This is a genomic window from Stygiolobus sp. CP859M (assembly GCF_037389975.1).
Taxonomy (GTDB): Archaea; Thermoproteota; Thermoprotei_A; order Sulfolobales; family Sulfolobaceae; genus Stygiolobus.
In genome coordinates this window covers 19,939-34,257 of sequence record NZ_JBBHKS010000009.1, presented here as the reverse complement: position 1 = coordinate 34,257, position 14,319 = coordinate 19,939, and the positions used below count along the sequence as shown (strand labels likewise).

17 protein-coding genes are annotated in these 14,319 nt (G+C 38.5%); 7 read left to right on the top strand and 10 right to left on the bottom strand.

Annotated elements, in window-relative coordinates:
• Positions 1 to 2 precede the first annotated feature (2 nt).
• Complete coding sequence (locus WIW72_RS03875) at positions 3 to 227, top strand: hypothetical protein (protein WP_337699962.1); 225 nt, start codon at positions 3 to 5, stop codon at positions 225 to 227.
• Here WIW72_RS03875 and WIW72_RS03870 read toward each other — a convergent pair.
• Positions 213 to 1,427: an MFS transporter gene (locus WIW72_RS03870; protein ID WP_337699964.1), complete on the bottom strand. Its 1,215-nt coding sequence runs from the start codon at positions 1,425 to 1,427 to the stop codon at positions 213 to 215. The two genes, WIW72_RS03875 and WIW72_RS03870, sit on opposite strands and share 15 nt — an antisense overlap.
• Positions 1,428 to 1,549: 122 nt before the next feature.
• Between WIW72_RS03870 and WIW72_RS03865 the strand changes: the two genes are divergently transcribed.
• Positions 1,550 to 2,323, top strand: a complete 774-nt coding sequence (locus tag WIW72_RS03865) for a hypothetical protein (protein ID WP_337699966.1) — start codon at positions 1,550 to 1,552, stop codon at positions 2,321 to 2,323.
• Here the strand turns inward: WIW72_RS03865 and WIW72_RS03860 are convergent.
• Positions 2,302 to 3,153: a sulfite exporter TauE/SafE family protein gene (locus WIW72_RS03860; protein WP_337699968.1), complete on the bottom strand. Its 852-nt coding sequence runs from the start codon at positions 3,151 to 3,153 to the stop codon at positions 2,302 to 2,304. The two genes, WIW72_RS03865 and WIW72_RS03860, sit on opposite strands and share 22 nt — an antisense overlap.
• Positions 3,154 to 3,480: 327 nt before the next feature.
• Here WIW72_RS03860 and WIW72_RS03855 point away from each other — a divergent pair, with 327 nt between their 5' ends.
• The 3 genes from WIW72_RS03855 (at position 3,481) to WIW72_RS03845 (ending at position 5,308) form a co-directional block, all read left to right on the top strand.
• The gene (locus WIW72_RS03855; RefSeq protein ID WP_337699970.1) at positions 3,481 to 3,654 is read left to right on the top strand and encodes a hypothetical protein; all 174 of its coding nucleotides are present in this window, start codon (positions 3,481 to 3,483) and stop codon (positions 3,652 to 3,654) included.
• A gap of 166 nt (positions 3,655 to 3,820) precedes the next feature.
• Positions 3,821 to 4,024 carry a hypothetical protein gene (locus WIW72_RS03850; RefSeq protein ID WP_337699971.1) on the top strand — a complete coding sequence of 68 codons (204 nt, stop codon included), beginning with the start codon at positions 3,821 to 3,823 and terminating at the stop codon, positions 4,022 to 4,024.
• A 51-nt stretch (positions 4,025 to 4,075) separates the two neighbouring features.
• Entirely contained in the window at positions 4,076 to 5,308 is a 1,233-nt protein-coding gene (locus WIW72_RS03845; protein ID WP_337699973.1) for an amidohydrolase family protein, read from the top strand.
• Positions 5,309 to 5,400: 92 nt separating this feature from the next.
• Here the strand turns inward: WIW72_RS03845 and WIW72_RS03840 are convergent, their stop codons facing one another.
• The 5 genes from WIW72_RS03840 to WIW72_RS03820 form a co-directional block, all read right to left on the bottom strand.
• A complete protein-coding gene (locus WIW72_RS03840) occupies positions 5,401 to 5,817 on the bottom strand; it encodes a hypothetical protein (protein ID WP_337699976.1) in 417 nt (138 codons plus the stop codon).
• A 35-nt stretch (positions 5,818 to 5,852) separates the two neighbouring features.
• Positions 5,853 to 6,377 (bottom strand): LOG family protein, encoded by a 525-nt coding sequence (locus WIW72_RS03835; protein WP_337700073.1) that lies wholly within the window; start codon positions 6,375 to 6,377, stop codon positions 5,853 to 5,855.
• 229 nt (positions 6,378 to 6,606) lie between these two features.
• Positions 6,607 to 7,023 (bottom strand): hypothetical protein, encoded by a 417-nt coding sequence (locus tag WIW72_RS03830; protein ID WP_337699978.1) that lies wholly within the window; start codon positions 7,021 to 7,023, stop codon positions 6,607 to 6,609.
• A 59-nt stretch (positions 7,024 to 7,082) separates the two neighbouring features.
• Positions 7,083 to 8,579 carry a hydantoinase B/oxoprolinase family protein gene (locus WIW72_RS03825; RefSeq protein ID WP_337699981.1) on the bottom strand — a complete coding sequence of 499 codons (1,497 nt, stop codon included), beginning with the start codon at positions 8,577 to 8,579 and terminating at the stop codon, positions 7,083 to 7,085.
• Between the two features lie 2 nt (positions 8,580 to 8,581).
• Entirely contained in the window at positions 8,582 to 10,495 is a 1,914-nt protein-coding gene (locus WIW72_RS03820) for a hydantoinase/oxoprolinase family protein (RefSeq protein ID WP_337699983.1), read from the bottom strand.
• Between the two features lie 543 nt (positions 10,496 to 11,038).
• Here WIW72_RS03820 and WIW72_RS03815 point away from each other — a divergent pair.
• Complete coding sequence (locus tag WIW72_RS03815; protein WP_337699985.1) at positions 11,039 to 11,194, top strand: hypothetical protein; 156 nt, start codon at positions 11,039 to 11,041, stop codon at positions 11,192 to 11,194.
• A 370-nt stretch (positions 11,195 to 11,564) separates the two neighbouring features.
• Entirely contained in the window at positions 11,565 to 11,762 is a 198-nt protein-coding gene (locus tag WIW72_RS03810; RefSeq protein ID WP_337699987.1) for a hypothetical protein, read from the top strand.
• Positions 11,763 to 11,768: 6 nt separating this feature from the next.
• On the opposite strand, the gene WIW72_RS03805 is transcribed toward WIW72_RS03810, so the two are convergent.
• The 3 genes from WIW72_RS03805 to WIW72_RS03795 all read right to left on the bottom strand — a co-directional run bounded on the left by WIW72_RS03805 (position 11,769) and on the right by WIW72_RS03795 (position 14,109).
• Positions 11,769 to 12,248: a dCTP deaminase gene (locus WIW72_RS03805; protein WP_337699989.1), complete on the bottom strand. Its 480-nt coding sequence runs from the start codon at positions 12,246 to 12,248 to the stop codon at positions 11,769 to 11,771.
• A 34-nt stretch (positions 12,249 to 12,282) separates the two neighbouring features.
• Positions 12,283 to 12,834: a hypothetical protein gene (locus tag WIW72_RS03800; protein ID WP_337699991.1), complete on the bottom strand. Its 552-nt coding sequence runs from the start codon at positions 12,832 to 12,834 to the stop codon at positions 12,283 to 12,285.
• Between the two features lie 180 nt (positions 12,835 to 13,014).
• Positions 13,015 to 14,109, bottom strand: coding sequence for a hypothetical protein (locus WIW72_RS03795; protein ID WP_337699992.1), 1,095 nt, complete (start codon positions 14,107 to 14,109; stop codon positions 13,015 to 13,017).
• Positions 14,110 to 14,319: the final 210 nt, after the last annotated feature.

Sequence of the window (14,319 nt, the reverse complement as noted above, 5' to 3'; positions counted from 1 at the left end):
AAATGAAGGTCAAAATACCTCAGGAATGGTACGAAATACTGCTCAAGGCCTCGGAACAGAAAAGGATGAAGTTTTCTCAGTTCGTGGATTACATGTTCAGGACTGAAGAATGTCTTAACTTACCTGAAGTCCTTACTTCTGGTAGGACAAGATCTCTGACGTTGTCTGCTAATATGGACGAGAAAGAATTAGTAAGAAAAATTCATAAGTTCTTATTCTGTAGTTAGTTCCGACTGTCTTAACGTTTCCGGGCCCATCAGGAGACCTATTATCGAAATTACGCTTCCTATACCGAACACTATAAGTGCAGATATATATGGTGATAAAGTTCTACTCAAAAGAGATATGTAAATTGAGGAGAACCCGGCTACGAGGAACGCACCGTTATAGGAGAATCCGACCCCGGTAGCTCTACTTATAGTTCTGAACCTCTCTGAGAGATACACTGGAGTAATAGCTGAGGGAAGGTTGACTCCGAACCCGAAGAGTAATATTGCATATAATAGCGGAAAACCATGATTTACTCCTAAGTACAGTATAGACGCTATGGCTGAAGAAACGATAGTCCCCAATATACCCATGGACTTTCTCCCTATTTTATCTGCAGCGAACCCAGAAAGTATCATTGATGGAATCCCAATCAGGTTCATGTATAGTGCTAGAGGACCGTAAACTGAAGGAGGCAGTTTCATTATAGTACCCAGCAATATCGGAACGAATTGGGGACCTGCATATATCATGATCCAAAATCCTATCATAACAGGTATTGTCTGAATTAACGGCTTTAACCCGTATATAACGTCTGCAGTTTTTGGCTTTTCTACTTTCATGTAAATCTCGGACTCTGATATTTTAGATCTTATTATCACAGCTAGAGCAGCTGGGATTATGGCAGTCAAGAAAATTATCCTCCATCCATAAGATATGAAGAAGGGCTTAGGCGCGAGTAAAGTAAAAAGTAAATCGACTAACACAAAACCCACTAAAGTACCAGATTGCATTATTCCCGAGAATAATCCTCTCCTTATACTGACGCTCTCCATTGCTAATGTAAAACTACTCGATACATCACCACCTATGAATATCCCTTGAAAGATTCTTAATAGAGAAAGTAGAACTGGGGCTAGAATTCCCATTTGATAATATGTAGGAAGAATCCCAGTTATACCGACTGTAGCTGAATACCCCAACACTGTAAAGATGAGCATTACCTTCCTCCCCTTAAGGTCTGAAAAGAGACCGAACAAGAACCCACCTAAAGGTCTTGATACTACGGTGAAGACTATCGGTAAAACAGCTCCCAAAAGCCCCAGTGTCGGATAAAATAATTTTTCTAAAATAGAGGCCGTTATTACTACAGCACCGAGGTCATATGAGTCCATTACCCATGAAAAATAGGCTCCCAAATAGTTTGCTTTATCTGTCATGATAGTTAGTAACTCTGTTAATTTAATAAATTTTTATAAAAGTATATATTACGTTAAATACTTAAATGAGTCTAACGTTAGATGTGGGAAACCTTTTAAACGATAGGAAGGGAAAATAGGTAGTGGGTCTGCTACTATACTCTGGAATAGCATCGGTAATGGTAGTGGTTATAGTAGCGATTTTATATATCTCAGAGAGGGTGAAAAATTACGCTGGGCTATATCTTGTATATTTCCTTCTCGGCATGATGGCAATAATGTTTCTTAGTGCCATCTACTATTTATATTATCCCTCGTCTTTGTCACTTGCCTTAGCCTTTATCACCAATAGTATTTATATGGTATCGTTACTAGTCCCGTTCTTTTTAGTAGCTAAGAAGCTTGCTTCAAAGGAATACACAGGTGGGCATGAGATATACATATCCGTTTTAGCAGTAATCAATGAATTCCTGATGGGTTATACTTTTAATTTAGCCTACTTAGGAAGGTCGTACTTCGAAAATACCTTGGACGTGTTTAACTATTCTGTTAACTCTTATTGGTTCTTCTATCCTATGATGGCTGAAATGTTATCCCTTTATATAATAAATTATATACGAAACGGGAACGTCAGAAAAGATCTCTTCCCCCTAATAGGAATTACTACATTCCCTCCCATCCTGCTTGCTGTTCCGTACTGGATATACTCTACGATTGCAATAACCTTAGGTCTGTGCTTGATAGGACTTTTCCACTCTAAAGAGATGGGTCTAAGGATAGTTTACCTTATTCTAGTCGCAGGAACACTCCTTACGTTCTTCACGCCTTATTTGTATGAACTTGCAATACTTTCTGGAATGGTCTTGTATTATCAAAAGGTTTTAAATAAAAAAACTCAAAATGCCTTTAACGCATAAGCATTTTGGTACATTAAGTAAATTGCTACGATAATTATTATCACAGCGAAGACTTTTCTTAACATCCCCCTTGGTAGGCTACTGGCTACTTTCGCACCTACGAATCCTCCTGCTATACCTCCAGCCAAATATAGTATGCTGATCACAGGGTCTATTTCACCAGCTAATGCATAAGTTAAAGCTCCAGTAACACCGAAAGTTCCTACAGATATCAGTGAAGTTCCTACAGCTTTAATCATGCATAAGCCAGTACTGAAGAGTAATCCGGGGACTATTAAGAATCCTCCGCCTATTCCGAAGAAACCTGAAGCAAAACCTACCGCAAATCCGACCGGAATAATTCTAGCAAAGTTAACTCTTCTTAAAGATTCAATTAAGCCTTGCGAATTAGCGTTAGGTTCTATTACTTTAGCACTCTTAGATCTATCCTTTCCTTTGTAAACCATTATTGCTATTACAATCATTAAAATTCCGAATAAGAAAAGCAAGAGCCCTCCGTGAACTAACAGCCCAACTTTAGCACCGGTGTAAGTTCCTAATATTCCCGGTATTGTAAACGCTATTCCCTCTACAATCCTTACGTTTCCCTTTCTCCAGTGGATAAAAGCATTTATATATGCGTTTAATCCTACAGCGAGTGCTGTAGTCCCAATCACTACGTGGTCTATATAGTTAGAGTTAACCCCGGGTAAATACGCTAGACCTACAAAGTAGAGGAGTAGGGGTATTGCTAGTATAGAACCTCCTCCTCCTATTAGCCCTAAACTGAAGCCCACTAGAAATCCTGAGATTACCGAGAGCACGTATTGGAATAAGGTGAGCTCAAGCATAAGTGAGTTATTATTTTTTTTAGTTAAAAAAGTTTAGTTTAAACAAAAACAACTATTCAATCGAACTTGATTATAAAGATTGACAAAGGAGACGTGAAACAGACATAAAGTAGTCTAAATTCAAGGTAGAGGTTGAAATATAACATTTTTAACTTTTCATAAGGAGGTTTTAACTAGAGTAGTCGTTGAATTTTTTAATAAGTTAAATTACTTTACTCTAATTATTTATTTTAGTTTCGAAATGCTTAAACAACTGTCCGCATTTTAATACTCTTAATCCAAATAATTAGATTAAGTCTTATATACTTTATTAAGATTATTTATTTTATGAAATCAAATATCTCAAAATACTACACGATAAGGAAAAGTGACTGGTGCAGTACTGGGTATGGACTATACGAGTGCGAGGGAGATAAATGCAGGCTTATAGCTTGTACTATACCATCCTCGTTATCGACTGCGATAGACTTAAGCTTTTATACAAAAATTGCTAAAAGTTAATTCCCTTTTTAAAGTTCTGATATTTTTTCAATTTATATTTAATTAAGGTAATTTTTATAATTTATATTGTAATTTAAATTTTGTTAAGCTGATTAACACTGTTAATTAAATAGTGATCAAAGACTCTCTGAAAAACGTTTATAATCCCCTTATCATATTCATGACTATGCAGACTATAATAGTAGTAGATATGAGTCAAAAAGACTTAGAGGAAGTTAAAAATAAGTCTAAAGAGTTGCTTAAAAAATTGAAGAGAAATGAAACTCTTATTCTAATGAGTGATGTAGATATATCCTACTTGTTCAGGGGGTATGAAGTTGAGAAGGCTAAAGAAGATGGAATTTGGATAATCAGTGTAAAGAGAAACTGACCGTTCGATAAGATATAACGTTTATAATATACGTTTTTCTCATGTCTCATGATGCATATCGTTAAAAATGCTAAACTTCTTAACGGTAGAAAAGTCAGCATAGGAATTGAGAACGGGATAATCACATGTGTAGGGGAATGTAAAGGAGAAGAACTCGTTGACGCTGGAGGTAAGCTAGTTATACCTCCTTACTTTAACATGCACTTCCACCTTGATAGTGTTTTCCTTCCGGTACAAAACATTAGCGGGACTCTTTGGGAGGGTATAAGGATATGGAAAGACATTAAAGGAAAACTAACTGAAGACGACGTGATAAAGAGGGCGACGACAGCTGTGAAACTCATGGTAGCTTACGGGACTTTATGGATCAGGAGTCATGCAGACATAACGGAAAAGGAGTTTAAAATATTAAGAGCTCTATTGAAAGTAAGAGAAGAACTAAAGAAAATAGCGGACATTCAAATAACGGCTTTTCCCCAAGACGGGATATATACTGACAAGGGTAACGATGAACTGCTTTACAAAGCTGTAGAACTAGGTGCGGACAACGTAGGTTTGATCCCTCACAATGAAATAACACGAGAAGACGGAGTAAAGTCAATAGATCTAGCCTTTAACATAGCTAAAGAGTTTAACAAAGATGTGGACGGTCACATTGACGAAACTGACGACCCCAACTCAAGGTATTTAGAGGTTGTGGCTAAAAAGACAATAGAGAGCAATTGGTTTAACAGGGTCACTGCAGGACACGTTACGGCAATGCATAGCTGGGATAAGGCATATAGGTATAGGATTTTACCCATTGTTTCAAAGGCTAGAGTTACAGTAATACCGAACCCCCTTATAAATGCTGTACTTCAAGGGAGGCTAGATGAATATCCTAAGAGAAGAGGAATGGCGCCTATTAGGGAACTGCTTGATCACGGAGTGAACGTAGCTTTGGGGCATGACTGTATTATGGATCCTTGGTATCCTTTAGGAAGCGGTAATATGTTACAAGTACTGTTTATGGCAATTCATCTAGATCAACTTACAAGTTTTGACGAGTTGAGGAATTCGATAAATTTTATAACTTATAACGCAGCTAGAGCCTGGAGAACGGAATATGGTATAGAAGAAGGCAAAAAGGCGAACTTATTAGTCACTAATGCTGAAGACGAAATTGACCTCTTAAGGTTCATGGAACCTCCGAGATACGTAATAAGGGAAGGAGAGATTATAGCCAAGGAGGGTAAGTACGTACTTATGAACGGAAAATGGGAAGAAGTGAAAAGGAAACCATGACTCAGGAAGGCCAGGTGAAGTCACCGAATCTTATACTGGCGATGTCATCATTCAAGATTATTATTCTGACGTGGAAACAATTAATTTTTTTGCTACATGTACATTGACGGCCTGATCCCCTTGTTCATTAAGTGTAAATCTATCGGGTCTGTCAGTTTTTCAGCCAATGAGTATGCATAACTTGTCTTGCCGAACTTTTGGGCTATTATTTCAGTAGTGATTTTTCTCACCTCTCTTTCGTCGGCAATTCCTACTAAGTGCAAGTATTCATGGAGTAAAACTACGTATAAATACTCTCTCGATCTAATGGGGTCATTTTTAACTAAGCCGAATGGTATTGAATTTAAATATATAGTATAATCATTAGCTTTAACGTAACCTAGTATTGTGGGGTTAAAGGGAATCAGCTTGACGGAAGCATTAGACCTTTTACCTAAGCGCCTGTAGACGTCTTCAGCTATTTCATCTAATATAATGGAAAAAGCGTCAGGCATAGTATAAACTCTCACACAAAGCATAAAGTTGTTTGTTCTAAATACCCTGTTTAACCAAAGTCAGTCTTCACAGTTGTAAACTCTTCAGAACAAACAACTTTAGCTAGCTTGTCAGGCTCTGAAAAGTACTTTATATCGACTACTGCCCTATCGTCGAAGTGACGTGGATAAGCCTTCCGTAGTTCGTCCGTAGGCATCCTTGTGTCGACCAGAACGAATGTGGGCTTTCCCATGGCATAAGCCATCGCGATTTCTATTAGCGTACCTACTCCTCCGCCTAACGATACTAGGACATCTGATGAACGGACGAGCATAACCGACCTGCATCTGTATTCACATCCAGTATTTACTCTAATCACTTCTGATGGGATTTTTACGTCTTCCCTTTCCACAGGTAGGAACATTACAACTTGTAAACCTCTTGAAATTGCCTCATCAGCAATTACCTTCATAAGTCCCCAATAACCGCCCAGCAATATTCTGGGTTTACAAGTTAGCGATTCGATAAACCTTTTCGCTTTCTCTTCGGCTTCTTTAGAAGGTATTGAACTGTGGACTGCAATTCCTAATTGCATAAGTACCAAGAAGAAATGAACAAAAAACTTACATAAAAATTAACTTTTATTTTTTCTATTTAATTTAGTCTACTACAACTTTAGGAGTTTCTATAATTTCAGCTTCTCTCCTCTTCCTACTACTCATTATCTTGCTAATTGTATTGCTTTCTTGTTTTTCCTGTTGTATTACTTGTTGCATAGTGTATTCTCATCAAGAATATTTATAAACTTTTTCAGTTAAGAAAGCTTACTTTTCATTATCATCGAGTATTTTCTCTCCGGTCAAAGTAGAATAGAGAAGGTCAGGATTTAGGATCTTAGGTAAAGTTATTCTTTTCCCATCCTTCGTGTAAATTATTAAATCACCCATATATATTCTTCCTTCTATTCGTCTATTCTCTATTATCACACTTCTTATATCCGTTAAGTCTAATATCTTTCCACCTAGAGCATAAAGGGATCCTTTTTCTATCTTGTAAGCATAAAATAACTTGGAAGGAACGAACAAAGTTACGAGAGTTACGAAAATAAGGATAACATCAACCAGATAGGACGACATACCAAAGACTATAATTTCTAGTATTAAGACCGGTATAAAACCCGCTAATATCGACAATCTCAAGAAAGATTTACGACGATAGGAATAATAATCATCAAATATCATTTTTAGTGTGTAAGAAATAGATATTGACTTTAAAAAGCATTTAGAGACAAATACTCCGTTCACCCTTCAGGTTTCCCGTACCCCCCTCCACCCGGAGTCTCTATTATAACCTCATCCCCTGCTTCGAGTTCCGTATAAAATTTACTTGGCATAACCTCTACTTTTCCGTTCTTTCTCCTTATAGTCACTGCACCTGGCTTTCCGTTCTCTCCTCCGTATAATCCCCAAGGGCCTATCTTAAATCTATCAGCCAGTATTGACAACTTAATTCTATCGAGAGCGATAAAACTCCTCATAATCCCGTCCCCTCCCTTATACTTTCCCTTTCCTCCACTACCTTCTCTAATCTTATATGAAGTAAAGAGGATCGGATAGGAAGACTCTGCAACCTCAATAGGGGTATTCATAGTGTTCGTCATATTGACATGAACAGCCGAGACACCGTCAGAATTAGGTCTCGCCCCACTACCACCACCTATTGTTTCATAATAGGCCCAATATTTACTATCGTGAATGCCTCCCATCATCACGTTCATCATAGTCCCTGATCCCGCGGCTGGAATTGGTAAAAATTTTGACAAGGCTAAGAATGTAACGTCTGCTATCCTCTGTGCTGTTTCCACGTTACCGCCACCCACAGCAGCGGGTTTTCTTGGGTTTACTAAAGAACCCTCCTCAGCCCTCACTTCTATAAACGAGTAAAAACCTTCATTAGTAGGTATTTCCTTATTTATTGCAGACCTTATTGCAAATGACACGGATGAATAAGTTACTCCAATTACTGCGTTAAGCGGTCCGCTTATTTGTGGGTGTGTCCCTGAGAAGTCTGCAATCACCTTATCCTCCTTTACGATTAATGAGAGCTTAATTTTGAGTAAGGAGTCCTTCCACTCTATGTAATCTTCAGCTTCATATATTTCTTCCCTCCATCTCGGTAACAACGATTTAGTGTGTTCTATACTCTTGTCCCAAGCATTAAGGACGTTCTCTAAACCATACTTATCAAAGAGCTCCTTCAGTCTTTTTACTCCCATGTTGTTTGCAGAAACTTGAGCCTTTATATCTCCCAAGGATATCTCTGGAGTCTTAAAGTTCTCTTTTATTATCTTCAAGACCTCGTCATTAAGCGGTAGGGGAGGGATAACTACTCCTTCTTCATATAAGGTAGATGCATTAGGATTAATACTCCCCGGAGAGGGGCCTCCTACATCAACATGGTGAGCCTTATTAACTACGTATGCGACTAAATCGCCTCTATAAAACACTGGTGTTATTATTCCTACGTCGTTTAAATGTGTGCCTGAAATATAAGGATCGTTAAATATAACAGTCTCCGAGTTAACATAAGGGAGTACGTTTTTCACAGCAACTTTAAATGAGCCCAAATGAACTGGAATATGTTCGGCTTGGGCTACTATTCTACCCTCCTTATCCACTATTGCACAACTATGATCCATTCTCTCTCTGATGTTCGGAGAGAGGGCAGCTCTTTTGAGGAGGACGCCCATCTCTTCCGTTATGAAAGTAGTAGCCTTTTCAATTACTTCCCACTTCATGGTCAGACCCTCCTGAGTATAATAGACCCCAACTTACTAACTTCGAATTCCCACCCATCCTTTACCACTGTAGTAGAACTATACTCCTCTATTATCGCCGGTCCCTTTGCCTTAAACCCCTTGGGTAAGGTTTCCCTCTTATATACTTCAACCTCAGTCCAGTCTCCTAAATACACTTTCCTTTTACTTACTTTTACTTCACCACTAGTTTGCTCTGTGAGCTTGAGGTCGACAAGTCTTTTAACACCGAAAACCCTTACTAAGACGACTTCTATCGGATAGGGTAAAGTATAACCGTAAGTCGAGAGGTATTTCTCCTCGAAAGCTTTACGATAGTCTTGTCCTTTTTCTACCCTTACAGTTAGTTCCCAACCTTGTCCGCTATACCTAGCGTCAATATACCTTACGAAGTAATCAACGTCGTGGATATTACTCTCAAGTTCTTCGAATGCTTTATCAACGTTATTAGGAAATGCTTTTCTACCCTCGAAACGCAGGTCTGCCGTTAATAGAGATAGTGCGCTGAATAATCCGGGATAGGGTGGGATAATTACTTCCCTAATTCCCATTTCATCCGCAAGTTCAAGAGCGAATTGGGGACCCGCTCCTCCGAAGGCAAATAACGTAAAGTTTTCCGGGTCTAATCCCCTCTCTACAGTAACAAGTCTGATCGCTCTAGCCATTTCCACACTTGCGAGTTTTATGGCTTCCTCCGCAACGTCCATTGGGTCACCTAGCTTTGACAGTGAAGTCTCAGCGGATTTAACGTCTAACCTCATTTCACCTGAAAGTAAGTCTCCTATTTTACCCTCGATAGCCATAGCGTCGGTCAGTGTCGGGTATACGCCTCCCCTACCATAACAAACCGGACCGGGGTCGGCTCCCGCACTTATGGGACCAACTCTAAGTGCACCTCCTTCGTCAGCCCATATTATCGTGCCTCCACCCGCTGAGACTTCGGCAAGATCTACGAATGGAAACCTCACTGGATAGCCAGAGCCTTTTACAATCCTCCCGTAGTGTGTCCTCCCTCCGACCTCGTACTCAGAGGTAATCTCGACTTCACCGTTAACTATTGCTCCCGCTTTAGCCGTAGTACCGCCCATGTCGAAACTTATTACGTCTTTATACCCCAATTTCTCCGCGAACACTTTAGCCCCTATTAGCCCTGCTGAGGGCCCGCTCTCGATAATTTGTACTGGTCTCCTCACCGTTTCCTCTAAGGTTATCAGTCCTCCAGAACTGGACATTATGTAAACCTCTTCGGCAAGACTTCGGAGTCCTTCAACGTATCTCGACACTATAGGCATAAGCATCGCGTTGATTAATGTCGTAGAAGTCCTCTCGTACTCCCTTTGTTCGGGTGACACTTCATGGGAGGCTATAACGTATTTAAAGAACTTAGACAAGTACTCTTTAACCTTCTTTTCATTTTCAGGATTCCTATAAGAATGGAGAAAAGAAATAGCTACTGAGTCGTAATTTTTCTTGACCAGTACGTCCAAATCTCTCAAGTTAGGTTCCTTCATGACTTTACCATCCGGAGTTGTCCTTTCGTCCACCTCATATCTCGAATCCCTTGATACTAGTGGTTTAGGTTTGGTAAAATAGAGATTGTAGAGTTCGGGTCTGTTTTGTCTACCGATTTCTATGACGTCCCTGAAGCCCTTGGTTACAACAAGGGCAGTACGTGGTAACTCTAAGTTAAGTTGCCCTAAAAGTGCGTTAGTCGCGATAGTAGTTGCGTGGAAGAGTTTAGACAATTTTTTGACTCCGAGGTCTTTTAGACCTTTTCTGACACCTATTTCTGGCTCTTTAGGTGTTGTCAACCCCTTGTAAAACCTCAGACTACCGTCATCTTCAAGAATGATTATGTCGGTAAATGTTCCTCCGATATCAACTGCTGCCAGGGTCATAATATGATTAGCTATTGTAGAATTATTAAACGTTAGCAGGTAAACTATTGAAAAGATTTTACTTTTTAACGCTTAACTTTTTATTCAAAAATAAATCCAGTCGTCATACAAAGTGTCTTTACGGTACATGTGTAAATCTCATAAGGGAAGTTAGGTTAGTAATTCCTTTAATCGCGTACAAGTTTCCGAGGGAGTCCATGTTGTTATCAAGATCTAGAATTAACAATGAAAATAAATCACTTTAATTGTTTACCTACGTGGTTCTTTAATCTGAAAAACAAGTAAAAAAGAGTAATGAATACGGTTCGAAAATTAAACTAATACTTCCGAATTTCAAACCACTACATGACGTAATACGTATACATGTATCAAAGTAATTATTTAAAAATCATCCGCGGATATGTGATTTTAGGAAGAGATCAGAGGTAACTTAAATGAGAAGATTTTGGCTTGTCTTAGTTTTATCCCATGAAAAACTATTCCTATTTTTTTAGGAGTAAGGGATAGATAACGCCTTATATATGAAATTCGATAGAAATTTTGATGAGGACAGAAGTTACACTTACCTTGGACGAAGAAATCTTAAGGCAAGTTGAGCTTTACGCTTTAAGCGAAGGGTTATCACTGGACGACGCTTTCAATGTCATCATCGAGAAGCTAATATTAGAGGAAATCGCAAAAGGTCACGACTTTACCTAAATCGAAAGTAACAACTCTTTTTTATCTTACTTTCCACTCAAAAGCATCTTGCCCGGGATAGTCCTATTTAAAACGTCTTCTACAGCTCATTATAAGGACTTCTGTGATTCGCCGGGGATGATAAGTTAACTGATGACTATATTCACTTCAATATTAGGTTTCTTTAAAGTCCATAATACCATCTCTTATTTTAATATCTGATGAGTTTAATTCTAGCTAGTTAAAGATTAATTTTCCACAATTAACGCAATTAGCTAATATAAAAAATCTGTCTTTTCCTAATTTTTAAGAGAAGGAAATACTTATTAATGTCCTTCCTCGTAATATAATATGATGTTATTGGTTCTCTCTGCTTTCCTTAAAGACCTAAATGTCAAGTCAATTCTTTCCAGATTGGAACCAGTTCAAGGACACGAGGAGTTTAAAGATACATCTTGAGAAGACCGGAATAGACGTATGCCCGATATGCAAGGCGGAGATTAAGGGTAAGACGTTCGGTAATTGGAAGAGGCACGCCAGAATGAAGAAGGACGAAGATCATAGGAAATGGCTAGAGAGGTTCGGTTAGTCTATATCAAATTATTTTTCCAAACTGATATTGTCCACGATAAGTTTTCTCTGTAGGTTTTTTTAGCTCCATGAAAATCACGTGATGTGTGGCCATACCCTTTCTTAGAGAGGATTCGTACACGCTGGTTATTGCTACTGTGATTTTTCCTTGGTAACCCGCGTCTATTACTGTAGGTGGGGCTTGAAAACCGTTTCTAGCCATGGTGCTCCTTAGCGTAAGCAAGGCAGCTAAGTTATCCGGCATTCTGAACTCCTCACACGTCTCAAAAAGATACGTTTTTAATGGTTTCAATCTAGCAACTTCATCAAATTGAAATGACCTTATCTCGCTTTTCTTTTCTGGTAACTCTGCATTACCTAGTACTTCGTAGTAATTATCTCCGCAGATTCTCAGATCGTAACCATTTTCCCTAACGTTTTGCTCTGAATAGTTTATAATCACTTTTCCTAATAACTCCCTTATATCTTGATGAGGGAGTATCATGATAAATTGATTTTTCGACAAACGGATTTAATTGTTACACTTCATTACTATTATTTACCCACACCTTTACTTTATACTTCCCCCTTAGCTCCTGAGTAACTTCGTACTGTATTTTTAAACCGTGGCATGCCATTGTAGTCCTAATTCTATCTTCCGATAGTTCAAGGGAGGGACTAGGACAGTCTGAGGGATTTATCCCTAAACTAGATATAAGGTTCTCGACCTTACTCTTCGCCTCTTCCACACTGGAAGAGTAAAATTCCGTATAAATTCCATTTCCGCTTACAGAAGTAATACTCAGTCTTGACAATAGTAGATATACAGTGGCTAATGATATTATAACACCTACAGCAGACATAACAACCGTAATAACCGGTAGTAAATTGCCTAATATAGGTGCTCTTATTACGGAAAATGCTAAGTAAATGTAAAATGATGAAGCCAAAATTGAAGATACTGCTGTAGATATTATGCCCTTTTTGAAGTCTCTCTCTATAAACGCGTCAACAGCTCCAAATATTGCAGGACCTATGACGGGTATCCACCAAAGACCTATAGCTATCGGTATCTCATATTGAAGTTTCATACTCAATGAGCATCTCATTCAACACTTATAAGCGTTATTTATAAAACTAAGAAATTAAGAGCTTTAGACTTTTTCTTATACTTAAAGGCTCAATAGGTTCTAGGATTTAAATCAGGAAAGAATAGAATTTAGAAGGAGAAAAAATTATCTATCTTTACAAACAGTCCTTCACTTTAAAAACTATGCAAACTTAAAATAGGGATCTATTCCTTCATAATTCACGTGTTTGACTCTTCGAGAAACACTTAGATAGATTTCCCTTAGGCTAGGCATTCTAACCCTCCTATTTTCAATTCTAGCCATTATCAGTAAAGCAAATAGAAGTGCTATAAGACCTGCATAAACAAAGGGCAGCGAGTAGCTAACTATGTAGGCTAAAGACGACATGATGTATCCTATTGTCCATAGCGAAGCCTCCATAGTAGCTACTCTGATGGCAGTCTTGAAGCTTCTGGGGTTTACGCTACCTACTCCGGAGCTCAGGACAGCCTCCGATAGCCCATAGTAAAAACCTCCTAATGCTACAAAGGAGTTTACGATCACTGTCGAAAAGATTAGTAGCGCTACAGCTAAGGAGTTATTATTCCTCCACGATATCCATGTTAACAATATACCTACTACTTCCCCTATCTCGTACGTCAGCCAGACGGTTGATAACTCAAAGGATCTCAGCTCATATAAGAAGGGGAGGGCTAGAGATAAGGGAAGAACGGAGAAGATAAGCGGAATTAAACTCTCCCTATTTTCGGAACGCCCCTCCCCCTCAATATTAAACTTTACCCACGTTAACGGAACTGCTGACAAAATCATCAGTACCCCTGAAATTATGAAGATAGCTCTGACTCCAATATGGAGGGATATTAAGCCTCCAACAATAGGTAATATCAGTGCCGGTATCATAGAAATTGCCCAAGTCTTTGAGAACTGCTCTTTCTCTGCTCTGGATAAATTGTAATAGAAGAACGGTACGGCGATCCAGTAAGTGTTGTACGTTAATAACCCTAATATTGCGCTTACAGCGTTGTTTGACAGCCCGAGTATGATGAGACCTAGTCCGGAAACCACTATTGACATCTTAGTGATGCTTTCGTCTCTAAATACTTTTAGTAGATTTATAAAGAGTATTCCAGCAATAGAACTTATTATATATGTTAAGTCTATAAGAAAAGGAGAAGATATAGAACTCTCAAGGAGAATAGTTAAGTATGGAGAAAACAAATATAGAGATACTCCCCATAAAGTCCAACTGATAGCTATATACTTTAGGAATCGCAATTCCGGTCACCTCTATAGTCTCCCTCATCTTAGTTTTCCTACTATATATATATAGCAGGATAGTATAAATATTTTGCTCAGAGTTGGTGGTAGGAACCCTTAATCAAATTTTAAAATGTAATTAATAATATATTGCACATATCACAATTTATCTACAATTATAAATAAGTTCTAGAACTAATATACGGAAAAAATCCCAAGAGTTAAATT